Source organism: Asticcacaulis sp. P2_B1 (assembly GCF_056404915.1).
This window is the reverse complement of the sequence record NZ_JBFUDD010000023.1, coordinates 17,543-42,756: the sequence shown is the minus strand read 5'-3', so window position 1 is coordinate 42,756 and position 25,214 is coordinate 17,543. Positions and strand designations below refer to the sequence as shown.

Here is a 25,214-nt window from a genome sequence, read left to right as displayed (position 1 = left end):
CGACCAAGGGCATGCATGACGACAACTGGGCAACGCCCGAAGTCGATCTGGCCTTTGCCTCCCGCCGCAAGGTCAATCGCCTGCGCATCGATCTCTATATCCCGCAGAATTTCGGGCCCCAGCAGGTCCGCGCCTATATTAATGGCGAGGATTACGGCCTGCTCGACCTGCCGGCCGAGGATGCCGCCCGCCGCATCGATATCGCAACGCGACCGCTGAGCGGCCTGATCAAGGTCCGTCTCGATTTCAGCTTTACCCACCGCCTGCCGGCGCCCGACGAACGCATGGGTGCCGCCAAGCTGGGCGCCGTCAATTTCGACTATAGCGACGAGCCGGTTACCGACTTCCGCCCCAATCCACTCAGCACACGGTTGCGCCCGACACCGGATATCCGCCTGGAAGATCTCGACGAAGTCGATACCAGCGGCAAGCTGGAGACCATGTACCGCGATGTCGCCGCCTACACTCTGTTCCAGCAGAAGCCTTCCCTGCTGACCGAGGCCAAGGGTCTGGCCAAGGACCTGATGTGGTCGGCCCGGATCGGCCGCCGCCAGGGCCCGAAAAATGCCGTAAAATCCTTCGCCACCATGCGCGCTCTGCGCCGCTCGGCCTTCGACGACACCTTCTATCGCCTGCAGCTGGGCGGCAATGAGCGCCGGCTGATGGATCCGGTCAATCACTATGTCGTCTTCGGCGCCAATGAAGGTTACGACCCGGTGCCGGGCTTCTCGACGGAATTCTACCTGACGGCGCACGATGACCTGAAGCGATCGGGCGTCAACCCGTTCTTCCACTATCTGCGCCATGGTGTGCGCGAAAGCCGGCGAATTGAACCTTCATCCAAGGTCGGCCTGTTCCTCGAAGCCCGCGCTCGTTTCGGTGGCGGCAGCCACGATCCGCTGAGCACGGCACACTTGTTATTAGGCAGCGCTGGCGGCAGTGCCGGCGGAACGTCAGCGACCGTCGGGTGGCCCAAGCGCGATCGGCCGGGTCAGGAACTGAGTGCTCACGACATCCGTCCCGACGACGACGTGCTCGACGTCGCCTATCTCGGTAAAACTTTCCTCGATGAGTACGGCCTGCTCGGCAAATCGCCGCGCTGGGATGCCGCCGTCAAGGCGCTTAACGCCCTGCCCCGCCCGTCGCTGTCAGAAACCCCGGACGTCTCCGTTATCATCCCGATCTATGGTCAACTGGCCTATACGCTCAACTGCCTGCATAGCCTGCTGCGTCAGGGTTCACACCACACGTTCGAAATCCTGATCGGCGACGATGCTTCGCCCGACCATAGCGAACAGTGGCTGAAACAGGTTCACGGCGTCCGCTATACGCGCTACGAGCAGAACGGCGGCTTCATCGAGACCTGCAACAAGACAGCCCAACAGGCGCGCGGCAAATATCTCGTATTCCTGAACAACGATACACGCGTCGCCGAATCCTGGCTCGATCGTATGCTGGAGACCTTCTCCCATTTCCCGAAAGCCGGAATGGTCGGCAGCAAGCTCTTCTATCCCGACGGCAGCCTACAAGAAGCCGGCGGCATCGTGTGGAAGGACGGCTCAGCGTGGAATTACGGCCGCCACGACGATCCGAACCGCCCTGCCTACTGCTATGCCCGTGCCGTCGATTATGTCTCCGGCGCCTCCTTCATGATCACGAAGGATCTGTGGAACCGTCTCGACGGCTTCGACGAACGCTATAAGCCGGCCTATTACGAAGATACCGATCTCGCCTTCCGCGTCCGTGAACTCGACTATTCCGTCATCATGCAGCCCCTGTCGAAAGTGGTGCATTATGAGGGCAAGACGTCGGGGACCGATGTCGGCGAAGGTGCCAAGGCCTATCAGGTCGTCAACAAGCAGAAGTTCTTCGCGCGCTGGGAAGAGGTACTGGAAACGCACCGTGAAAACGGCCACCAACCGTCGCTGGAACGTGATCGCGCTGTGACGAAACGGGTGCTCGTGCTCGATGCCTGCAACCCGACACCGACCCAGGATGCCGGTTCCAAGGCGACCATCGATCTGATGCGCTATTATCAGGCCCTGGGCTATCATGTCAGCTTCGTGCCCGAGGACAATTTCCTCTTCGAACGCACCCAGGTCCAGGCCATGCAGGCGACCGGCGTCGAATGTTTCTACGCCCCGTTCGAGCGTTCGGTGACGGAAATTCTGTCCGGTAACGGCGCGCTTTACGACGTCGTCCAGGTCATCCGCGCCAATGTCGGCTTCAAGAATGTCAGCCTGATCCGGCAATATGCCCCACAAGCCAAGCTGATCTATCTCAATGCCGATCTGCATTATTTGCGTATGGAGCGGCAGGCCGACCTAGAGAACAGCGATGCCTTGCGCGAAGAGGCCAAGGCGATGAAAGCGCGCGAATTCGCTCTCGCCGAAGCCGCCGACGTCACCCTGGTGCACTCCGAGTTCGAACGCGACATCCTGCACCACGAAGTGCCGGAAGCCGCCGTCGCGGTCTTGCCGTTGATCGAGGATGTCGTCGACACCTCCCTGCCCCACATGGCACGCAAGGACATCATGTTTCTCGGCGGCTATAATCACCCGCCCAATATCGACGCGGCGCGCTTCCTGCTCGACGACATCTGGCCGAAACTGAGCCAGGAATTGCCCGATGCCAAGCTGCTGCTGGTCGGCGCCAATCCGCCTCAGGAACTGAAGGACCGCGCTTCCGATCGCGTGCTGGTGCCTGGCAAGGTCGACGACCTGGCGCCATGGTTCGATCGTTCGCGTCTGTTCGTCGCCGCCCTGCGTTACGGCGCCGGCGCCAAGGGCAAGGTCCTCGCGGCCCTGGCCCACGGCGTACCCGTGATCGCGACCGACATCGCCGCCGAAGGCATGCCGATGGAGGATGGGGCAACCGTCTTTATCGCCAACGGCGCCGACGGCCTGGTGGAAGAAACCTTGCGCCTGTATCGCATCAGTCCGCGCGAATGGAATCGCTATTCGCTTGATGCTCAGGACTATATCCAGAACTATCACGGCTTTAGCGCCGGTCTGGATGTGATGCGGGCGGTGCTGGAAGATTAGAAGATAAATTCTCCCGTATCGCTGTCGCGCCGGACATTGGCCGAGCAGAACAGCGATTCATGGGCGTGGACATCATGGCGTTGATAAAAGGCTTTTAGCTCGCGTTCGCGCCGCGCCGTCTGGGTGGCGCTGTCATCGGCCTCGCGTGACTGACCTTCCTTGTGCAGCAAGGTGGCCTGCGGCACGTACATGATTTTCAACCCGCGCGCCCTGACCTTCAGACACAGGTCGACATCATTGAGCGTAACCTCGAAGGCTTCCTCATCGAAGCCGCCGACCTGTTGGAACAGGTCGCGCTGGATCATCAGGCAGGCGGCCGTCACGGCGTCGACCTCGCCCGGTGCGTCGATGATGGGATGGCCGCGCCATCGCGTTTCCGGCAGGCTGCGCCACGGGTGGCCGGGTCCCGGAATCAGGTGAGTAGCAATGCCCGCATGTTGCAGGTCGCCTGACGGGTAGAGCAGACGCGCCCCAACTACACCGACGTCTTTTCGCGCCGCGTAGGCCAACATGGCGGTCAACCAACCGCTGTCGAGGGCCTCGATATCGTCATTGAGGAATAGCAGGGTCGGGTAGCGCGCCGCCTGCGCGCCGATATTGCACAGTTCCGAGAAATTGAACGGCGCGTCGTGGCGCAGAACGCGAACACTCGGACGCATCGACAAATCACGCAGGCAGGCGATCATATCGGGTCGCGTTGCGCCGTTGTCGATAATAATCAGTTCTTTGGTCACCGAACTGAGGTCGAGCGAATCGACGCAAGCCTGCAGCAAGTCGGCGTGTGTCTTGGTCGGGATGATGACCGAGACGGCGTCGTCGCGATCGGCGGCGAAGACCTTTGCCTTCACCTGGACCGCCTGGACGGTCTCGCGGCGGCCGATCGCCAGCGGCACGTGATAGACGATCTGGTTTGTCAAATCGATCTCACCGCGCGTCAACAACACGGCATCCGCCGGCGGGCCGGCATGCCAGCGATCGAAACAAAAACCAGTTTGCAGCGACGGCCGCACCGAGCCGTCTGTCTGGCGGACATCGACATCGGCGATCACTGCTTTAGCCGATGCCGGTAGGGTCGCCAGCACACCAGCGATATCCGCATAAAAACCAACCCCCGAGGCATTCGACAAGGTCCAACCGTCAAGATTGTGCGCGGACCTGGTCGCGAGCTCGGCCTGTGCCACGGCCGCGGTTTCCAGTTTGGCGCCGGTAATCCCGGGCGACGGCTTGCCCAGCCGCCGCAAGACTCCCAGCCATTGTGAAGGCGGACGGCGCAGGACATCGCGTAGCTTGGCGGCATAGAAATCGAATTTCGCTTTCGTGTCGAGGCGCGTCAAAGTCAGGCCGGCGTCCTGATATTGACCAGGCCGCATCAAAAATCGGTAGCGCAGACGATAGGCGCCCGGCCGGATAAACAGGTAGATATCGCCGTCGCGAAGATAGATCAAGCTGCGCCGGGCCGATGTGTCTTCGATCAGTTCGACCTCGACATGAAGATTTCGAGGGCGGATGACATATTGTCCCCCGAGTGTCATCGCTTCACGGGATATGGCTTCCGGCAGGGCGCCGGTTATGGTCAGCGCGCCGTCCTGGGCAATTGTCAGGCCGTTGTTCGCGCGCAAACCGGCCAGCAAGTCATCGCCCATGGTCGCCTCCTGAACAAATTGCACTTTGGGCCATGGCGCCTATAGTACGCAAGATGAAATCCCTGCTTGCTGCCGTCCATAAACGTCTTTTTCGTCTCAAGTTCGCTCTGCGCGGGCGCCGTTGGGCCGCGGCGGAAGGTTCGCGGCCTGCCGGCAAGCGTGTCATCGTCTCGGGTTTTTTCAATGAGGCCCTGGGCATCGGCCGTGCCGGCGCCCTCACGCTCCATGCCTTGAAAGAGGCCGGCTATGAGGTGGCGAGCGAAGATTTACGGCCATTCGACCGTGGCCTGCTTACCAGCGCGCCAGCGTCCTTCTCCATGGCGAAAGGCGCCGACATCTGGCTGATCCATGCCAATGCGCCGGAGGCCGAAATCGCCCTGTTCAGCCATGACTACGATGCTTGGAAACACCTTTATCGTATCGGCTACTGGGCGTGGGAAAGCGATCTGGCGCCGGTGTCCTGGATATCGGTGGCAAGGTGGTTTCACGAGATCTGGGTCCCCAGTCGCTTCGTCGCCGATGCCCTGATCCGTGCCGGCCTACCGGCCGCAAAGCTGCGCGTTGTGCCGCATGCCGTACCGGTCCCACCCCAGGTCGAGACACGTTTCGAGCGCGGCTGCGTCCGTGTGCTTACCCTGTTCGATCCGAGAAGCGGTTTCGACCGCAAGAACCCTCAGGGCGCCATCGATACCTGGCTGGAGGCTTTTTTTGAGCCCGGCGACGGTGCCGAACTGATCGTCAAATCGCTGGCTGGCGCGGAGAACTATCCCCTTTTCAAGGCATTGCAGGACCGCGCCGTCGGCCGCAGCGATATCATCTTTCTTGCCGAGACCCTCGATGATGACGCCCAGGCCAGGCTGCTCAATTCCTGCGACATCCTGCTGTCCCTGCATCGCGGCGAAGGTTATGGCCTGCCGCTGGCCGAGGCCATGGCGCGCGGATTGCCGGTTATCGCCACCGGCTGGTCGGGTAATCTCGATTTCATGACCGACAATAATTCAATCTTGATTCCATCGCACCGGGTGCCTGCATCAATCATGTACAACGGGCCGGACGCCCAGTGGGCCGAACCTGATGTCAAGGCTGCCGCCAAGGTATTGGCTGGTCTCATTCACGATGCGGCACGGCGTCATGCCTTGGGCGACCAGGCACGTGCCGATATGCGTAAGGCCTATGACAACTCCATAGTCGGAATAGCGGCCACAACAGCAGATTGACCCGCGCCGCCCCAGGTCGCCGGCGGGGTCATGCCCAACATTTCATTGGTGTCTTTAAGGCAAATGCTGTCCGAAAGGCGATTTGCCCCGGACCAGACCCAATAGACGATCTTCCAGGCTTTAGCTTTCAACGGCGACTGTTACCGCGGGTTTCACCGCTGGAAGATCCGCAGCGTCGATGCATTTCATGATATCGGAATAAAGCCGGAAATAGACCATGCGATCGAAATGGTTCGGCGTCTGAACCTCGCTCTGGTCCTTGATATAGGTCGTGATGTCGAGTGCTGTGACATGATTGAATTCGTCTGCCACGATGTCGATTATGCCGTTCAGGCGCATCTTGTTGGTCATCCAGGTATTGCCGGTAAAGCCGTATTGGCCATTGCCCTTGATGACGAAGACGCGCCCCTTGCCGGCCAGATGGGCGAAAATGACGCGCAGATTATCACCGAAAGCCTCGTCGCTGACCTTGCCGACCAATTTGAAACGATTGGCGATCGTGCGCCGAATCTTGGCATGGCCCGGTGAATCGCGCTTTTCCTCGGCCTTGGCCAAGGCGTCTTCGGCGAAGGGAATGAGCGTACCGGTCAGGCGGTGGCGCATGAGCGGTATGCCCGAATCCATCCAGAAACTGAGGATGATCAGGTTGTTATCACCCTTAAGATCGCTGAGCGCCGTAACGAAGTCGCTTTCGACATAGCCGAGATTGAAAACGTCGCGCCGCGCCTCCTCTGGTAGTCCCTCCAGGGCAAGGCGCAGTACCTGGGTATGGTCGATACGATAATTGATGCCATCGCGCGAAATATTGTACTCGCCGAACTCCTGTTCCGTGTGCGCCGAGAAATAGTGAGYGACAGCGCGTTGATCGCAGCCGCCATGGGTAACAATGGTGTCGAACTTGTGCCCGGCAGCTTCTTCGTGGGCGGACTCTGCGTCGGTGCGAACCTCGATCCAATCGACCTCGCTGGCGTCATTTATGACGTCGGTCAAAACCTCACCGACGACCTCCAGCTTGGGGGCGCCCAGCCTTTGATACAGCCATGTCTCAATACCCATGTTAAGGGTACGGCACGAGAAGCAGTAGTGGATCAACTCGGTCGTCTTGGGTGCCCGGCGAATGGCGTAAAAGCCGACAAAGCCGTAGTCGCCATAGCGGTCGATGACATGGACGAGAGCCGCCTGAGTCTGATAGTGCGACAACAGCTCGCGCAGTTCGGCGCGCGCCGTTTCCCTGTCTTCCGACAAGCGCTTTTTGGTGAAGTTCAGCTGGTTGGTGCGATTGATCAGTTCGATAGCACGATCGAGATGGGCCTCGACATCGTATTCGAAGATGACTCGGATATCGCTACTGCGCAGGAATTCGACGTTATCGCCGCCGGCACGGACCTCATCGGCCTTTTTTATTTCCAACAGCTTGTACTGCTGCAAGCGCGACAGGCCGCTATCGTCCTTGCCTGCCAGTCGTGGATCGGCAAGCAGGCTCGGAATACTGGTTTCGTCGGCGGTCTGGATACCGGGCACGTAGTGCTTGGCTTCTTCCAAATTCATCGGGTTATCGTCGATGAACAGCACCGTCGCCGCACGCAATTGCACATCCGCGATGAGGTGGGCGATCCGCTGGCCCTTCGGCTCCCAATTGATCGACGGGAAGATGAAATAGTCCCACAGGCCGCTGTCTTCGAGGATCGGTCGCACGCTGGCCAGATCGTTCTTCGAACAAATCGAGCTCATAATGCCGCGCTTCGCCAAAGCAACCACGATGTCGTGCGCCGCCTGGAGATATTCCATTCCGCCTTCGCTCAACGTACCTTTCCAAAAGGTGTCATCGAGATCCCAGATAACCAGTCTTATGGCTTCCGCCATGTTACTCCCTTACACTTCGCGCTGACCACGATATCTCTATGCAACTAGACGTCAATCTAGATAAACGGTCTTGAGCAGATGAATTGTCGAATCTGCCCCGGTATTTTTGGGCGCGATCATATTATACATCTTTTGATAGGACCCCATCCGTTCTTCGCGTTCTTCCAAGGTCAGCGCTTTCAAAACAACCTTGACGGATTCCTTTCCTGCCGTCCAGCTTTTGCGAACCATAGGAAAACCACGAACGATGAATTCGAACTCGCCATTCGCGACACGTTCGTGCACCGTGTCGATCATGGTTTCGCGGTCGTCCTCGATCAGGCTCAGGGCGCAACCATTCGCCGTCGTAATATAAGAAAGCGATACCAAATCGCCTCCCAAGGTCAATTCTAGGTCGTGTCCTGGACGAAGGATCAGGGTGTCGAGACTAAAACGCGAGTTCTCGAAGTGGCCACGCTCCAAGCCCGGCATGTCGAGCGCCGGAAGGTTGACGGTTTTCAAGCTGTCGAAACAGCCCGGCCGGAAGGGGGGCAGCAAGGGTTGAACGATAGGCTCACTTTCCATCATGCGATCAAGATGGCCGGCCACTTTCTTGGCGATGATCTGGGTAATGTCGGGACGGCAATAATGGGCGCTGTCGCGGTACAAGGCCTGGAAGCCGGCGCTATTACCTTCATACTGGGTGCGGAATTGACCGTCGATATCAATGACGGACAGCCCATAATGCTTGGACAGCTTGCGGATGCCCTTGCGCAGGATCTCCTGCGCCGGAACGCAGGCATCGTCGCGGCGCCCGAACAGGATCGAGACAATCCTGGCACGCGGATTTTGTGTCAGGATATGGCGGATCATGCCTTCATAGGCGGCATACCACGTCTCTTCGCCGCCCGGCCGGCGTTTGATCAGTGTATAGTCGTTGATCATATATTCGATGACATAGAGGTCGAAATCGCCGAGATCGGGATAGTCGAGCAGCAGATCGAAACCGAGAACGCACGGGCTTCCGCCGACGGCCAGATTTTCCAGACGGGTAACCGGCGTCTTCATAGCCTTCAAGGTCTGGGTGACATAGCCGCCCGTCATGAAGGTGTTAGAGCCACCTATGAAGATTACTTTCATTACCCGCTCGCGGAACATGACATCAGCCATGTCCATATACGAATTGCGGAGGCAAGATCAATGCCGGGAGTCCACGGCAACGACGTTATACTCGGATAAATAGCCTGACGACGCCCACCGTTCTCAAGTGTCGAAGACGGAAACGGCGATTTCTTCCGGCGCAGCGAAGGCGCGCTCACGATGTGGATAGGGCATATATTCGATCTGGCCCTTTATCATATCGGTGAAGTGCGTCCGAACCCAGGACTCGGCATAGCGCAGGCGTACGGGTGAGAAACGATACTCATCGAAGGCCGCCACACCCGCGGTCGTCAGTGAATCGTCGCGTTGCAAGCCCAGAGCCAGGGTGTCCTGCAATTCCTTCACCGAGGTCAGGCCGTAACGGTTCTTGATCCGCCACAACATTTCGGTGTCGGCGCCGGTACGCACCGAATCGAACAGCCCGATTTCGTCGAAGACGGACTTGCGAATAAAGGTCGATGCGGGATTCCGGTGCAGATACCCTCCCCCTTTTCGCGTCACGGTAAAGCCGTCGGCTCGCATGCGCACCCACGACGAGATCGTTGCCTGTAAACCATGGGTCATGGCGTCGAGGTGCCGTTCCAGTCGCGCCGGATGCATCCAGTCATCCGAATCGTGGAAGGTGACATATTCGCCCGTCGCCATCAGCACACCTTTGTTTTTGGAACAATAGGTGCCCATATTGACGTCGTTGAAGATAAAGCTGATCCGCGGATCGGCTGCCGCGGCCTTTCGGATGAGGGCGCGCGTACCGTCGCTGCTGCAATCGTCGACGATGATCAGCTCGAAATTGGCGCAGGTCTGGTTTTGGATGCTGGCGATGGCGGCGCCCAAGGTATCAGAGGCATTGAAGCTGGTCATGACGATCGTCACCTTAGGGTGATCGGCACGCTTATCGCTCAGTACCTGTCCGAAAGCGAAGAGCCCCTTGGCATCCGGCACGGCGAAATCGGCGGCTGACAGGCCCTGCTTCTCGAAATAGGTGCTGACGTGGGCCGTCCAGACCTCGCGATTACCCTGCAACAGGGCAATGTTAGCGAGGGCGAGATAGGCGTCGTTATTGATGTTGGTGTCCTTGAGCACACCCAACAGGATCAGCATGGCCTCCTTGATACGGCCTTCCTGGGCGAAGAAGTCGGCCATAGATATGCGGTTGGCCGGGTTCATGGTCGGCCCCAGCTTCAGGGCATAGTCGTAGAGGTCCATGGCTTCCTGGGGCGATTGGAAAGCGATAGTGTCGGCGACCTGGTAATAATATTCCCATTCAGACGGATAACGAACCATGGCGTCGCGATAGCATTTGACCGCCAGGTCGGCGCGGCCGGAACGCATGGCGCTGAGGAAATAGGTGCGGAGCAATCGTGAGCGGTCAAAGTCGGACAGGCGCTTCAGATGGGTCTTGTCGGCGACCAGTTCGGCGACCAGGTTGAAGCAGGTCTCATTCATGAAATGGCGGAGGTAAACACGCGACACCATGAAACGGACAAAATACTGCAGGTAGGCGTCCGCGAGCGGTTCTTCCGCTATTTGCGTTTCGATCCATACCAGGCCGACACCCTGGGCCTTGCCGAAATATTTAAACAACTTGCCGCGCAACGACTCGAAACTGTCATTGCCGCGCAGACTGCTCAAAAGTTCGCGCGCCTCGACCAGCTCATCGGCGGGATTGGCAAACAACACCTTGTCGGGCGCATCCTCGGAGGTCTTGGCTACAGGTTTCTTGGCGGTCGTCTCAGCGGGTGCGATCATCTTGGCCACGGTCGCTCCCTTGGTAACGACCGGCATCTTCACCGGCGTAGCCGGTTTCGCGGCCGGCAGGGGCACAGGCGCCGCCTTGATACCGACATCGCCCGACTTCCGGCGCGCCACCAGGACCTCGGCGATGGCATCGGCCGTTGCCGTGAAACGCGGCAAGTGCTTATGAGTCGGGTACAACTTCTTCAGGTTGTCGCGAATGACCTTGTCGCGAAGCAGGATTTCGTACAGGTCGCGCCAATTTTCCACGGTCGGCAGCTTGTCACGGAAAAAGCTCGATAACGGCAGGTAGGCCGTTATCCACTGAACGTCGTCACGCGTCAGCTGGACCTTCTTGGCGTCGTGAAGGAAGGTATCCGCCTCTTTCAACGGGGTGAGGATTTTCTCATGAAATTCGTCGCTCAGCAGGATGCCATAGACGAGACTGTCAGCAGGACGGGAGGCCAGTTCGATGCGCGCCTTGTCCGAAGGCTTGCGCGCGAGCAGGATTTTCAGGGCGCTATCAACGTTTTCCGACATGGATATCTTTTCGGTGACCGGTAAATTCATAAGTGTCAGCAATGCGGCTATTTACACAACATCGTTCCAGGCTTCGCAACTTAAAAAACCTGTCAGGTACGAATTGGTACGCGGTCTGTGACCTGCCGGCGCCACAAATCGCGGTACAGGACATCGTAAGCATCGGCCATTTCGGCGGTACCATAGGTCATATTGTAACCACCCTGCCAGGCCACAACCTCGGCCGTCCGGTCATCCCAGTCCTTGCCGGCCGCCAACAGATGTTCACAGGCCGCCCGAGCGTCGATACCGAAAGGCAACAGCCAGCCGCCACCGTGCATACGCAAACGTTCTCCGACCGCACCGATGTCGATTCCGGCGACCGGCACGCCTGACGCCCACATCTCGGTCAGGGTATGGCAATAGGTCTCCGGCCAGATCGACAAGACAGCGCCAATATGCGGTTGGATCGCCGCCACCTTCGTTGCGAACTCGTCGCGCACGTAGAGACCGTGGCGGATCACGGTATCGGCCATAACGACCTTGCCCGGATCGCCGAGCAAATGGAATTCGATCCGTTTGTCCGTGTCCAGGGCAACGATGGCGTTGATCAGGTCCGATCCCTTGGCGGGCGATATATTGCCGGGCACCAGGACGCGCAGGCGCTCCCCAGGCTTTGGCTTCACCGCAAGCTGATCGATCGTGTCGAAGCTGCGGCCATGCGGAATAACGCGGAAATCGGCGTCGGCGGCTTGCGGGTAAACCTTGCGGACAATATCCCGCGCGCCTTCCGAAGTCGTGACCAGGGCGTCGCACTGCGGGAAAACCTCGCCGAACATGGCTTGCCAGCGATGGACAAAATGATGCTTGAGCCGCGGAAGCTCGGCGCGCGGCCACAGCTCGACATCACAGTCACCCGGGGTCGCCGTGCATTTGCCACCGCAGAACACCTGATCCTGGTCCAGCAACTTGATGTTCGGGCAAACACTGTAGAAGTCGTGCAGGGACAGTACAACCGGCAAGCCCAGGGTCCGGCAGACACGGGGCAAATCGATACCGTGCCAGCCGAGATGGCGGATATGGACCAACTCGAAGCCATATTTGAGCAGGAGCTGAGCGACCGCGTCATCATAGTCACTGCTGGCGTGGCTGGCCGGATGGATTGGGGCGTCAAGGCGGATCGTCTCGACCGTTTCCTCGCGGCCGTTGGTAAACCGCATCAGTTCGATCCGATGGGAATCACAGGCTATGACCCAGGGCTCGTAGCGATCCTCGATCGCCTGCATCAGGTCGCGATTGGTCTGGGGCGTGCCGCCGCTGCGGGTGGAGATGACATAGGCAACGCGCGGTCTCGGCGTCCTCTCCGGCGTGTGGTCGGACCAAGCCTTGCGTATGCGCCAGCGCATAGCCAGTATAGGCGGCTCCGTAGCAAAATTGGCTTCAAGAGCGGCGTATTCGGGGAAGCGTTCGTCGACGATCTTGCGGTCGGCGGCGACCTGGGCCTGGCGGTTCGGCATGGCCGGCGCCCACCGCCGGTTATAGACGAAAGTTCGATCGTCGATGACATGGATAAAGCCGACGCGAGCGGCGCGCAGGCAAAAATCGAGGTCCTCACCGCCGCCCTTGGGAAAGGCTTCTGCATCGAAAGCGCCCACGGCCTCGAGGCAGTCGCGGCGGATATAAAGACAAAAGCCACTGCCGACCGGCACGCGCGGATAGGTCCCTCCTCCCCCTTGCCTGACAAGGCGTACTGTATCGACGGTGCGCAGGCCTGTCGGCAAGGCGTTGTCGGCATGGACTTCAGGCACGCTGAAACCGCCGGCATGGTTCGAGCAGGGTGTCGCGGTAGCGACGCGCGGGTCGCTGTAGGCGGCGGCGCGCAGGCCGGCCAGCCAGCCGTGGCCAACGCTGACGCCCGGCGAAACGATGACAACGTCGTCGTCACCCGCCAGTTCGATACCGCGATTGAGTGCCCCCACCGGACCCAGGCTTTTCGGTTCATGGTGGACGGTAACGCCGGACTTATCCCGGAAGCTGTCCAGCATGTCGGCCGTCTCGCCATCATTGCTTGCGTCGTCGATAATCAGGATACGGCAGTCACCGCTATGCTGCAGGACGTTTTCAAGACGCTGACGTGCCTCCTTGGCATCATTGCGTACCGGGATCAGCACGGTGACGTCATTGGACTGGATCAGGCCGCTATAGACCTGATCCAATCGCGATGCGGGTGCCGGCAGGTCAAGCGGGCCTGTCTTGAGGTCGAGAAAGTCACGGCTGAAACGCGGCGCGAACTGGATTCGGACCTGACCGCCATCGGGGTGGAGCGGCATGATGTGAAAGCCGCCGCCCTTAAGGGCATGGCCGGCGGTAATCACGTCCTGACGGTGACGATCGCCGATGAGAGTCGCGTAGCGAACCTTTTCGAGAAAAATATCGATCTCGGCAAGGCGGGTCTTATCGTCGTCGCGCACCATCCAACCGACAATGCCTTCGGCCGATGCCCGCTCCAGATGAAATGTCACCGGCTCGGAAAAGCGGACGGAGTCGCCGGCCAAGACTGTATCGTCACCGTCGACCAGGGCGATATCGACCGCCTGTCCACGGTCGAGCACAAAATGGCCGTCGCGAGCCTGGGCAGCGTGGACCAAGTCAGCGGCAGCAATGCCGAAGCTTACGGCCAATGGCCCTGTCTCGTCGAAGACCGCACCGGCGTCACTAACGGCCAGGGTGAGCGTCACCCGCTCGGCGGCGCGGACGCGGACCGACTGCGGCACGGACAGGTTGTCGAGCGGCAGATAATGGCCGGTGACTCGGTCGCCGGCACGAATTCCGGCGTGAAAGGCGGCCTCGGTGACGGCTATCACAGAGACGACGCCATTGACGCCCACTACACCAGGTAAAAGCGCATCGCCAGCGATGGCAAAAACAGCGGTGAAGCCGCTATCGTCATTAAGCTGGGTTACCGTGACCGCCTGCGTACCCAACACGATCTGAGCCGGCAGGTCGGCATCTGCGAGATAGCCTGAAACCACGACGCGGGCGCGCCCGCGCACGACCGATACACTACCCCTATGCGTTGCAGCCTGATGTGTTGGAGCAACGGCTTGGACCGGCGCCGCGGCGATCTTGATCTCGGAAGGCGGTAACGATTTGGGCGGCACCGGCGTCGCCTCCGCCGCGTTCTGTAAGACGGCGACCAGCGGGTAGGCATTGAGAAAATCAGCCGCGCCGGTGATCTTGACCGATAGCTTGTGCAGCCCGCCGTCGCAGAGTTCCGAGGGAATATCGATAAGAAAGCCGCCGCGGCCATCGCCGATACCGGCGGCCTTCAGATCGCCACGCATCCGGTCGGCGGCCGTCCGCGCCGTCACCTGCCCGTCTATATAGAGCGCCACCTCCGGAGCATCCGGGCCGTCATGCCACGCCCAGCCTTCGACCTTATTATTGCGAACGCGTTCGACCTTACCCTTGAAATTCGCCACGCATCCGTCCTCGACCTGTCTGGCCGCGAACTATAGGAAGAGCACAGGTCAAGTCAACCGGCTACGCACTCAACATTTCCGAATATCGAGAAGCGTGCCAGCACGAAACGCCACGTCGTGATGCGGCACCGGCATACTGCGATCGGGGTGGGACGCTGAACTAAAAATGGGTCTTCCGCCCTGCCCTGTCAAGCCTTTGGGGTCAGGGATTGAGCAGGATTACCACTCCCTGGGCCGGCACGCTGACCGTTACCTTACCCGAGGCCGCGCTGGTGTATGATCCCCCGAGGGTCGGGTAGATGCCGCCGAAGGTCGCCAGATTGATCCCGGTATCGACGGTCAGACTTTGTGCGGCCGATGACAGGTTGATCAGGACGACCGCCGTCTGGCCGCCCATCTTGCGCAGGAAGACAAGATGCGAGGCGCCGACCGGCGACAGAAGAGTCAAATCGCCGGACTGCAGGACCGGATAATTCGTGCGAACCGCGTAAAGCGATTTATACCAGTCGTGCAGCGACCCAGACACACCGTCCTCGGCGGCGACATTATGGGTCGTATAGTTGGTCGACAGGCCGCGAAAGGGCGCGACCGTCGAGAAGCCGGCAGCCGGCGCCGCCCCGGTCCAGCTCATCGGCGTGCGGATGCCGCCGTCGCCGGACTCGCTGTTATTGGCCATGCCGATTTCCTCGCCATAGAGGGCGAACGGCGTATCGGAGCCCAGGATCTCGATGGCGGCGGCGATGCGGTAATCACCCTCGGCGTGGCCCGTTAGGTCGGGCCAGGGCCGGTTACCGGCAAACGAGTCGTGGTTGGAGATGAACAGAGGTAGACGCGTACGGTCGGCGGCCGTCAGATAGCCGGCCAGACCGGCGTTCAGCGTGCCGCTGGTCGCCGTCGTCTTGATATCGCCGCCGTGGAAGAAAGCAAAGGCATGGCCGCACGAGGTCATCGCCGCATAATCGGAGGGATGGTCAGCGGCTTCACACACCATGAAGCGGTTGTGATAACCGGTGATGACGGTCTGGGCCTGCAGGAGCAGGGCGTGGTTTTCCGGCTGATTGTACCACGCCGAAGAACCGTTTTCGACCAGGGTCTCGACGGCGTCGAAACGGAAGCCGTCGACGCCGCGATTGAGCCAGAAGCGCAGATTGTTCATGTGATAGGCGACGACATCGGCGTTCTTCAGATTCCAGTCCGGCATGCTGTCGGCGAACAGCCCGTAATAATAGCCGCTTTCGGAAATGCGCCACGAAGGCGCGCCGCCGAAACCGCCCCAGCCCGGATCTGTAGCATTGAAGACGTACCAGTTGCGCCGTGCATTGGTGGTGTCGCTGACGGCGTCGAGAAACAACGGGTTCTGCGCCGCCGAGTGGTTCATGACATAGTCGAGCACAATACCGATACCGCGGGCATGGGCCTGGGTCACCAACTCGTCGAAATCGGCCAGGCTGCCGTAATCGGTCTCGATGGCGCGATAATCCTCGACGGCATAGCCGTGATCGTGGTCCTGGCTCTTATAGACCGGCATCAGCCACAGGCCGGTGACGCCCAACGATTTCAGATAGTCGAGCGAGGCGGTCACACCCTTGAGGTCGCCCTTGCCATCGCCGTCGCTGTCCTTATAGGAGCGGACAAAGATCTCCATGAACTGGCCCCGCTGGTTCCAGTTGGCCGGCAAGGCGCTAGTGGTCGAAGTCACGGCGACCGCCGCCGTATCGATCGCGTCCGCCTGATGACCGACCCGCGCCGCCGCGGCATCGCCGTCCGTCTTGCTGGCGTAGAGGGTCGCCGTGTCCTGGACGATCCAGACATCGCCGCCGAAGGTCTGCCGGTCGACGTGCAGGTCGAGCATCGGACTCTTGGCGTCGCCCTTGTGGATGATGAAGTTGAGATTGGCATCGGCATTGATCAGCGGAATGACGGCCGTGTCCCAGCCATCGATGACGCCGTCGAAAGCGTGCGGACTGGCCCAATCGGTGGCCGTGGCGGTGGCGATCGCCGGCGTGCCGGTCGTGTCGTTCCACAGATGGAGGCCCCAGCCGCTATAATCCCCGGCTGTGCGCTTATAATGAATGGTGATAGCCAGGGCCGAACTGCTCGAGCTGCTGGAACTGGAACTGGACCCGCCGCCTCCCCCGCCCGAATAACTGCCGCCGCCTCCACCCCCGCAGGCGGTGACCAAAATGGTCGCCATCACGAACAGAACGGCGTGCATAAGGACGGATGGTTTGGTCATGTAAAGCTCCCCGGTCAAGCAACAGGCCACCTTTTCCGCATCACACAAGTAATGCAGAGGCGACTCTCTGATATCCCTCTTGACGTGCAGTTGGGTCTATTCGTCGAATGACAGAATAGTTTCTTTTTATATTATTATTTTTAGGCGCGTTATCCTCGAAACATGACTTTACAGTCTTTTTTGCAGGGGAAAATGGGCACGGCACGTGAATACGTATTCACGTCGTCTCCGTTTCGCCGGCGGGGCTGTTGCGCTCACTTCATATATTCCCGGGGAATCAGGTTCCCATCGCAACGAAATGTTTCTATGACACGAAAGACGTGTCACATTTCTGTGTTCCTGGCTTGTTACCAGCGCAGCCTAACGACTCGGGCTTCGTCTGTCCGGCGCCGCGAACCGGAAAAGGTGCAGTGCAAAAATATAGCTATGGCGCAACGCCGGATTCGGTGTGGGCCGGCGTTTGAAGCGTATTCGAATGAGGCCCTGATGTTGAAACCTTCCGTTCTGATCGTCCCGCTGCTGGTCGCCCTGGCCCTGACGGGCTGCACCAAAAAGGACGACAAGGCCGGCGGCCGGGGTCCCCAGGGTCCGGCCGCGGTCGGCTATATCGTCGTCCAGACCCAACCGCTCGATCTCACCCAGCAACTGTCCGGCCGGACCTCGGCCTTCCTGGTCTCGGATGTTCGTCCCCAGGTCGGCGGCATCATCAAGGCGCGCCAGTTCACCGAAGGCGCCCTGGTCACCGCCGGTCAGTCGCTGTACCAAATCGACCCCGCCACCTATCAGGCGGCCTTCGACAGCGCCACGGCCGCGCAACAGCAGGCCCAGGCCAATTATGACGCCGCCCAGCAGAAGGTGGCACGCGCCCAGCAGCTGATCACCATCAAGGCGATCAGCCAGCAGGACTTCGACGACGCCACGACCGCCGAAAAGAGCGCCGCCGCCAGCCTGGCCTCGGCCAAGGCCGCCACCCAGGCCGCCCGCATCAATCTCAACTATACCAAGGTCGCCTCGCCGATCTCGGGCCGCATCGGCAAGTCGTCGGTAACGCCTGGCGCTTTGGTCACCGCCAATCAGGCGACCGCGCTGGCCACCGTCCAGGATTTGTCGAAAATCTATGTCGACATCACCCAGTCGGCCGCAGACGTGCTGAAGCTGAAGCGCGCCATCGCCACCGGCGAACTGGGCCAGGCCGACCATGCCAATGTGACCCTGACCCTGGATGACGGTTCGACCTATAACCAAACCGGCCGCCTGGAGTTTTCCGATGTCAGTGTCGATCCGTCGACCGGGTCGGTGACCCTGCGCGCCGTCTTCGCCAATCCCGACGGGCTTTTGTTGCCCGGCATGTTCGTCAATGCGCGCATCGTCAAGGGCACGGTGGCCCAGGGCATCCTGATTCCGCAAGGCGCCGTTATTCTCGACCCCAAGGGTGGGGCCAGCGTCCTGATCGCCGGCGACGACAGCAAGGCGCACAGTCAGAAGGTCATCACCGGCGACATGATCGGCAATCAATGGCAGATCCAGTCGGGCCTGAAGGCCGGCGACAAGGTTATCGTCGAAGGCGCCATGCGTCTGAAGCCCGAAGGGGCGATCAAGGCCGAACCGGTCAAGCCGGCGCCCGCAGCGGCGGAGAACTGATCCGCCATGTTATCGCGTTTCTTCATCGACCGGCCGATCTTCGCCTGGGTCATCGCTATCGTCATCATGCTGGCGGGAGCCTTGGCCGTCTTCACCCTGCCGATCGAGCAGTATCCGCGCATCGCCCTGCCCCAGGTGACGGTGTCGGCCAACTACCCCGGCGCCTCGGCCAAGATCGTCGAAGATTCGGTGACCCAGGTCATCGAACAGGGCATGACGGGTCTCGACCACCTTAAATATATGACGTCGAATTCGTCGACGGGCTCCGCCAATGTGACCCTGGTCTTCGAAGCCGGCACCGACCCGGACTTTGCCCAGGTCCAGGTGCAGAACCAGGCGCAATCCGTTACCCGCCGCCTGCCCGCCGATGTCCAGGCGCAAGGCCTGCGCGTCACCAAGGCGACCGGCTCGCAGCTGATGGCGATCGCGCTCTATACCGAGGACGGCAGCCAGTCGAACGCCGATCTCGGCGACTGGATCGCTTCGCACATGAGCGACGAAATCGCCCGTATCGACGGGGTCGGCGATACTCGTATCTTCGGCTCTCAATACGCCATGCGTATCTGGCTGAACGCCGACCAGCTGGCGACCTACAGCCTGACGCCGGCCGATGTCGTCGCTGCCATCAAGGCGCAGAACACCCAGGTTTCCGCCGGCGCCATCGGTGCCGACCCGGTGCCCAACGACGTCGCTCTCAACGCCACCATCACGGCGCAGTCGCAACTACAAACGCCGACGCAGTTCGAAAATATCATCGTCAAGAACAACCCCGCCGGGACACCCGTCCTGCTCAAGAACGTCGCCCGCGTCGAGCTGGGGCCACAGAATTACGGCAATATCGCTCGCATGAACGGCCATCTGGCCGCCGGCATGCAGATCAACCTGGCCACCGGCGCCAATGCGCTGAAAACCGCCGATCTGATCAAGGCCAAGATCAAGGAGATCGAGCCGACCTTTCCGGCCGGCGTCAAATACGCCATCCCCAACGACTCGACGCAATTCGTCAAGATCGCCATCGAGGACGTCGTCAAGACCCTGATCGAAGCCATCGTCCTGGTCTTTGTCGTCATGTTCGTCTTCCTGCAAAACTGGCGCGCCACCCTGATCCCGACCATCGCCGTGCCGGTCGTCCTGCTCGGCACCTTCGGCATCCTGGCGGTATTCGGTTATACGGTGAATACCCTGACCATGTTCGGCCTGGTCCTGGCCATCGGCCTGTTGGTCGACGACGCCATCGTCGTGGTCGAAAACGTCGAGCGCGTCATGCACGAGGAAGGCCTCGACCCGCTGGAGGCCACGCGCCGGTCGATGGACGAAATTACCGGCGCCCTGATCGGCGTCGCCTCGGTCCTGGCCGCCATGTTCATTCCCATGGCCTTCTTTGGCGGCACCCAGGGCATCATCTACCGGCAATTTTCGGTGACCCTGGTCTCCGCCATGGCCCTGTCGGTTGTCGTCGCCCTTGTCCTGACCCCGCCCCTGTGCGCCACCCTGCTTAAGAAGCCCAAGGCAGGCCAGCACGAGGGGGCGCCGACCGAAGAGAACGATCCCGACGTCAAGGTCCACGGCCCCTTAAGCGCCTTCAACCGCGGCTTCCAGGTCTTCGCCCATCGCTATCAGAAATCGGTGCGCGGCATCCTGCGTGTCCCCGGCCTTTTCCTGTGCGTCTATGCCGGTATTATCGCCGCCGTCGTCATGCTGGCCATGAACCTGCCGACCTCTTTCCTGCCCGACGAGGATCAGGGCCTGGTCACCACTATCGTCCAATTGCCGGTCGGTTCGACGACCGACCAGACGACCAAGGTGCTGAACCGGATTCAAGACTATTACCAGAAGGACAAGGCGGTCGAATTCGTCTTTTCGATCGCCGGTTTCAGCTTCTCCGGCTCGGGCGAGAACCAGGGCATGGTCATCGTGCGCATGAAGGATTTCAAGCTGCGCCACGCCGCCGACATGAAGGTCTTCGCCGTCGTCGAACGCGCCAAGAAGGCCTTCGCCTCCATCCATAATGCCCAGGTCATCCCGACCATCCCGCCGGCCGTGCGCGAACTGGGCAATTCGTCGGGTTTCGACCTGCAGTTGAAGGATGTCGGGGGCGTCGGCCACGATCAGCTGGCAGCCGCCCGCGACCAATTGGTCAAGGCCGCCAACAGCGACGCCATCCTGTCCAATGTCCGCGCCAACGGCCAGGACGACACGCCCCAGCTCAAGATCGACATCGACAATGCCCGCGCCGGCGCCATGGGTGTCTCGGTCGCCGACATCAACAGCCTGTTGTCGACAGCGCTCGGCGGCACCTATGTCAACGACTTCATCGACCGCGGCCGCATCAAGCGCGTCTATGTCGAGGGCGACGGCCAGTTCCGCTCGCGCCCCGAGGACATCAATCGCTGGTTCCTGCGCAACAGCAGCGGCGAAATGGTGCCGTTCGGCACCTTCGGGACCTCGCGCTGGACCTTCGGCTCGCCGCAATTGCAGCGCTATAACGGTTCCTCGTCGATGGAAATCAACGGCACCGCCGCACCCGGCCAATCGAACGGGGTAGCCATGAACGAGGTCGAGAAACTGGCCGGCGAACTACCTCAGGGTATCGGCTTCGAATGGACCGGTCTCAGCTTGCAGGAAAAGGAATCGGGTCAACAGGCGCCGGCGCTTTATGCGTTGTCCCTGCTGGTCGTCTTCCTGCTCCTGGCCGCCCTTTACGAAAGCTGGTCGATCCCGTTTGCCGTCATTCTTGTGGTGCCCCTGGGGATCCTGGGCGCGCTATTGGCGACCTGGATCCGCGGGCTCGACAACGACATCTATTTCCAGGTCGGTCTGCTGGCCACCATGGGCTTGTCGGCCAAGAACGCCATCCTGATCGTCGAATTCGCCAAGATCCTGCACGAGGAAGGCCGCACCCTGCTCGATGCCACGTTGGAAGCCGTCCGTATCCGCTTGCGGCCGATCATTATGACGTCGCTCGCCTTCACCTTCGGCATCATGCCGCTGGCCCTGGCCAATTCGGCCGGCTCGGCGTCTCAGCACGCGATCGGCACGGGCCTGATCGGCGGCGTTCTGTCCGCGACCTTCCTGGCCATCTTCTTCGTGCCGCTGTTCTTCGTGCTGGTGCAGAAACTCTTCCGCATGGATAATCTGCCCCAGGACATCGCCGCGCGTCAGGCGGCCAAAAATCCACGGCCGCAGCCGGGAGGCGGACAATGATCACGCGCACGACCCTCCTGCTTTTGCCTTCCGTGCTCTTCCTTTCGGCTTGCACGATGGCGCCGCATTACGATCGTCCGGCCGCGCCGGTGGCCAGCACATGGTCAGCACCGGTCACGACGACGGCCGATACCCACCTGCATTGGCGCGCCCTGTTCACCGATCCGGCCCTGCAAAAGACAATCGAACTGGCCCTGGCCAATAATCGCGACCTCCGCGTCGCCGCGCTCAATATCGTTCAGGCCCGCGCCCAGTTCGGCATCGAACGCGCCGGTCTCCTGCCCGCGCTCGACGGCAGCCTGTCCGGCACCAAGTCGCACAGCGACGCCGGTGGCGACAACGAGACATGGAACGCCAATCTCGGCCTGTCATGGGAAATCGACCTGTTCGGCCGTGTCCGCAGCCTGAAAAAAGCCGCCCTGGAGGACTTCTTCGCCTCCCAGGAAAATCGCAATGCCGTTGCCATTTCGCTGATCGCCTCGACCGCCGACGCCTGGCTGGGTCTGGCGGCGGATCGGGATATACTGACCATAGCGCAACAGACCCTGCAAACCCGCCAGGACGCCTATGACATCGCCGTCGGCCAGGCCAGGATCGGCGTCCTCTCCGACCTCGACCTGAGCCAAGCCAAGACCCTGCTGGAACAGGCGCGCGGCGATGTCGCGACGGCCCAGACGCAGATCGACCAGGACAAGTCAGCCCTCACGCTGTTAACTGGCGCCGCGGTGCCGGAAGACCTGCTGCCAACCGGCCTGGGCGACAACATGGTTGCCGACGCCCTCCCCGTCGGCCTGCCGTCCGAGGTTTTGCTCAAGCGTCCGGATGTCCTGGCCGCCGAACACAGTCTTAAGGCCGCCAATGCCGATATCGGCGCAGCGCGCGCGGCTTTCTTCCCGACCATCTCCCTGACCGGTGCCCTGGGCTCGGCTTCGGGTGCGCTGGGCGACCTGTTCAAATCCGGCAACGGCACCTGGTCCTACGGCACGCAAGCGGGCGTCCCGATCTTCGCCGGCGGCGCCAATGTCAACAACCTGCGCGGCGCCAAGGCCGGCCGGGATATCGCCGTCGCGCAATACGAAGGCGCCATTCAGTCAGCCTTCAATGATGTCAATCAGGCGCTGGCCGTGCGTGCGCGCATCGACGAACGGCTCGATGCCCAGACGAAGGCCAACGACGCGGCGCAGACGTCCTTGCGCTTGTCGCAGGCGCGGTATGACAGCGGAACCGACGGCTATCTCACCCTGCTCGACGCCCAGCGCACCGCCTATACGTCGCGGCAGCAACTGGTCAGTCTGCAAGCCCTGAAGGCGACCAATCTGGTGGCGCTCTATCGTGCGCTCGGCGACGACGACAGCTTGAATTAAGCCTTGGTCGGCGGGTTGGAATAGGTTTCCCTTTGCGCCAAAAAGTGGAACGCAGTATAGCTATTGTGGGGGGTGCCTCGTGCGCCTGAGTTGAAGACGCAGGAGACAAAATTGCGTTCAGTATCCATATGGAGTGGGCTAGCCGTCGTGGCGGCCCTCACTGCGACCGCGCCGGTCGAGGCTCAAACCGTGGCGCTCAGCGCCGAACAAAAGGCGTGGTGCGTTGCCAATGCGCAAGCGGTGTCGGCGGCTTTAGGCAAAAACTTCGATGATGACTGGGCAGAGGCCGACGCGCTCGAAGCCAAGGGCGGCGACGCCAAGCGCATTGGAGAGCTGCATACCCTGGCGCTCGACGAAATGGGGGCTTCGGCCAAGATCCTGGACTTTTATCCCGGCGGCAGCGAGCCCAAGCCGGATGATGAGGCTGTCAAGGCGTTCCTCGCCCTGGACCATAAGGCTCTGATCAAGAAAGCCAATCCCTGCCTGCCGCCCAATTTGCAATACTGATCCTCTCTCCGTTACAAATGTTGTAACCCCCTATTCAGGGGTGTGCTGCATCGCGCCCATGACGTAATATGGCCACCGCAGGCTCAGCGAGGGGATGTTATGCGGGGATACCGGCTTTCCATTGTCATAGGCTTGGCGGCTTTGCTGGCGGGTGCCCAGGCGTGTGCCGCCGACGCGACGCACGACAGTCATTGCCTAGCCATCGCTATGGCCATGGGCAATGTCGCCGACACGCAAAAAAGCATCGTCGAAGCCGATCGTCAAACCGTCGCCGAACAACCTTCGGCCGACAACAAGGCGCAGCTCGATGCCGACGTCAAACGCCTCGATACCTACAATGAAGCTGCCTTCGGTCTCCTTTACATCTATGCCACGGCTGAGGAGCCGGGAGACGATGAACTGTCACAGGCGCTGGCCATGACGGAAGAGCAATTGCTCAGCCAGTCTCAGACCTGTTTGAACTGATCAACCACGCCCGGAGCCGATGACATGAAAGCGCACTATTTCCTGCCGGCCTTCGCTCTCCTCGCCTTCGCCGGCGCGGCCTCGGCCGCCATGACCGACACTGATTGGTCGCATTGTCGCGCCGTCGGCATTGCCGACAAGCAAAGCGTCGACGCCGATATCGCCTTCATGCAGCGCCCGGATCAGCAGAGCGAATTCAGCGCCGACGACATCCAAAAGATGCAGGCCCTGAGCAAAGGCATAGAGACCGACTACCTGTCCTTTTTTGATCAGAGCCGGCCCATCGACCAGGCCGATGTCGATCTGTGGGCCGGCAAGGGCAATGAGGCACTCGACGCGGAACTGAACCATTGTTTCGACATGATGGAGGCAGACATCGACGAGGTCCTGAAAAGCGCCGACGACGCGCTGAGCAGCTATCCGGCGTCGAGCTCGTCGTCTCCGCAATAAGGGTCAGGCCAAGCCGCGCTTGACCGCCTTGAGCGTGGCCTCGGCGCGCGACGACACATTCAGCTTCTGATAGATGACCTTGACATAGCCGGCGACCGTCTGCGGCTTCAACGCCAGGGTCTTCGCCGCCTCGGCAATGGTCAGGCCGCGCGCCAGCAGGGTCAGGGTCTCGGTTTCACGCCCCGTCAACTGCACCTCGCCCTCCTCGGCCACCTCGGCCCGTTCGGGCGCCTGGAAGTAGCCGAGCAGCCGCCGCGCGATCGATGGCGTCAGGGCAGGCTCACCGCTTTCGATGCGGCGGAGATAGGACGCCATCACGCCGCTGGCCTCGTCCTTCAGCAGATAACCGTGTGCCCCGGCGGACAGGGCATCGAAGAGATGCTGGTCGTCATTATAGATGCTGGCAACGACCAGCAGGGTTGCAGGAAAGGCTTGTTTCATATCCCGGATCAGGTTGATACCCGACCCGTCGGGCAAGCCGAGATCGATCAGGGACAGCCACAGATTCGCGGCGCGCGGATCGTTATCCAGCCAGGCCTTGGCCTCGCGCAGGCTGGTGGTCTCAACGATGTCGACAGCGGCAAACGCGGTGCGCAAGACCTCGACCAGCCACTGACGGTTGCCAGCCTGGTCCTCGACCAGCAGGCACAGGCGGGGTAGTTCCAGCTCGGAGTCAGGCTTGGATTCTGGCATGGAGCGAGTCTA

At 60.8% G+C, this 25,214-nt stretch carries 15 protein-coding genes; 8 read left to right on the top strand and 7 right to left on the bottom strand.

Annotated elements, in window-relative coordinates:
* A partial coding sequence (locus tag AC1DX3_RS24185) for a glycosyltransferase (protein WP_476991926.1) occupies positions 1-3,044 on the top strand: 3,044 nt, incomplete at its 5' end.
* Here the strand turns inward: AC1DX3_RS24185 and AC1DX3_RS24180 are convergent.
* Positions 3,041-4,687: a glycosyltransferase family 2 protein gene (locus AC1DX3_RS24180; protein ID WP_476991925.1), complete on the bottom strand. Its 1,647-nt coding sequence runs from the start codon at positions 4,685-4,687 to the stop codon at positions 3,041-3,043. The genes AC1DX3_RS24185 and AC1DX3_RS24180 overlap by 4 nt on opposite strands.
* A 53-nt stretch (positions 4,688-4,740) precedes the next feature.
* On the opposite strand from AC1DX3_RS24180, the gene AC1DX3_RS24175 reads away from it, so the two are divergent.
* Positions 4,741-5,904 (top strand): glycosyltransferase, encoded by a 1,164-nt coding sequence (locus AC1DX3_RS24175; RefSeq protein ID WP_476991924.1) that lies wholly within the window; start codon positions 4,741-4,743, stop codon positions 5,902-5,904.
* A gap of 120 nt (positions 5,905-6,024) precedes the next feature.
* Here AC1DX3_RS24175 and AC1DX3_RS24170 read toward each other — a convergent pair whose 3' ends face one another.
* The 5 genes from AC1DX3_RS24170 to AC1DX3_RS24150 all read right to left on the bottom strand — a co-directional run bounded on the left by AC1DX3_RS24170 (position 6,025) and on the right by AC1DX3_RS24150 (position 16,878).
* On the bottom strand, positions 6,025-7,767 hold the full coding sequence (locus AC1DX3_RS24170; protein ID WP_476991923.1) for an HAD-IIIC family phosphatase: 1,743 nt from the start codon (positions 7,765-7,767) through the stop codon (positions 6,025-6,027).
* A 51-nt stretch (positions 7,768-7,818) separates the two neighbouring features.
* The gene (locus AC1DX3_RS24165; RefSeq protein ID WP_476991922.1) at positions 7,819-8,886 is read right to left on the bottom strand and encodes an SGNH/GDSL hydrolase family protein; all 1,068 of its coding nucleotides are present in this window, start codon (positions 8,884-8,886) and stop codon (positions 7,819-7,821) included.
* Between the two features lie 123 nt (positions 8,887-9,009).
* Positions 9,010-11,181 carry a glycosyltransferase gene (locus tag AC1DX3_RS24160; protein ID WP_476991921.1) on the bottom strand — a complete coding sequence of 724 codons (2,172 nt, stop codon included), beginning with the start codon at positions 11,179-11,181 and terminating at the stop codon, positions 9,010-9,012.
* 92 nt (positions 11,182-11,273) lie between these two features.
* Positions 11,274-14,642 carry a glycosyltransferase gene (locus AC1DX3_RS24155; RefSeq protein ID WP_476991920.1) on the bottom strand — a complete coding sequence of 1,123 codons (3,369 nt, stop codon included), beginning with the start codon at positions 14,640-14,642 and terminating at the stop codon, positions 11,274-11,276.
* 202 nt (positions 14,643-14,844) lie between these two features.
* Complete coding sequence (locus AC1DX3_RS24150; protein WP_476991919.1) at positions 14,845-16,878, bottom strand: alpha-amylase family glycosyl hydrolase; 2,034 nt, start codon at positions 16,876-16,878, stop codon at positions 14,845-14,847.
* A gap of 486 nt (positions 16,879-17,364) precedes the next feature.
* Between AC1DX3_RS24150 and AC1DX3_RS24145 the strand changes: the two genes are divergently transcribed.
* The 6 genes from AC1DX3_RS24145 to AC1DX3_RS24120 all read left to right on the top strand — a co-directional run bounded on the left by AC1DX3_RS24145 (position 17,365) and on the right by AC1DX3_RS24120 (position 24,509).
* Entirely contained in the window at positions 17,365-18,519 is a 1,155-nt protein-coding gene (locus AC1DX3_RS24145) for an efflux RND transporter periplasmic adaptor subunit (protein ID WP_476991918.1), read from the top strand.
* Between the two features lie 6 nt (positions 18,520-18,525).
* Entirely contained in the window at positions 18,526-21,723 is a 3,198-nt protein-coding gene (locus AC1DX3_RS24140; RefSeq protein ID WP_476991917.1) for an efflux RND transporter permease subunit, read from the top strand.
* Positions 21,720-23,087: an efflux transporter outer membrane subunit gene (locus AC1DX3_RS24135; RefSeq protein ID WP_476991916.1), complete on the top strand. Its 1,368-nt coding sequence runs from the start codon at positions 21,720-21,722 to the stop codon at positions 23,085-23,087. Before AC1DX3_RS24140 ends, AC1DX3_RS24135 begins: the two co-directional genes overlap by 4 nt.
* Before the next feature lie 111 nt (positions 23,088-23,198).
* Entirely contained in the window at positions 23,199-23,594 is a 396-nt protein-coding gene (locus tag AC1DX3_RS24130; RefSeq protein WP_476991915.1) for a hypothetical protein, read from the top strand.
* A 99-nt stretch (positions 23,595-23,693) separates the two neighbouring features.
* Positions 23,694-24,059 (top strand): hypothetical protein, encoded by a 366-nt coding sequence (locus AC1DX3_RS24125; protein WP_476991914.1) that lies wholly within the window; start codon positions 23,694-23,696, stop codon positions 24,057-24,059.
* 24 nt (positions 24,060-24,083) lie between these two features.
* The gene (locus AC1DX3_RS24120; RefSeq protein WP_476991913.1) at positions 24,084-24,509 is read left to right on the top strand and encodes a hypothetical protein; all 426 of its coding nucleotides are present in this window, start codon (positions 24,084-24,086) and stop codon (positions 24,507-24,509) included.
* Positions 24,510-24,512: 3 nt separating this feature from the next.
* On the opposite strand, the gene AC1DX3_RS24115 is transcribed toward AC1DX3_RS24120, so the two are convergent.
* A complete protein-coding gene (locus AC1DX3_RS24115) occupies positions 24,513-25,202 on the bottom strand; it encodes a response regulator (RefSeq protein ID WP_476991912.1) in 690 nt (229 codons plus the stop codon).
* Between the last annotated feature and the right edge of the window lie 12 nt (positions 25,203-25,214).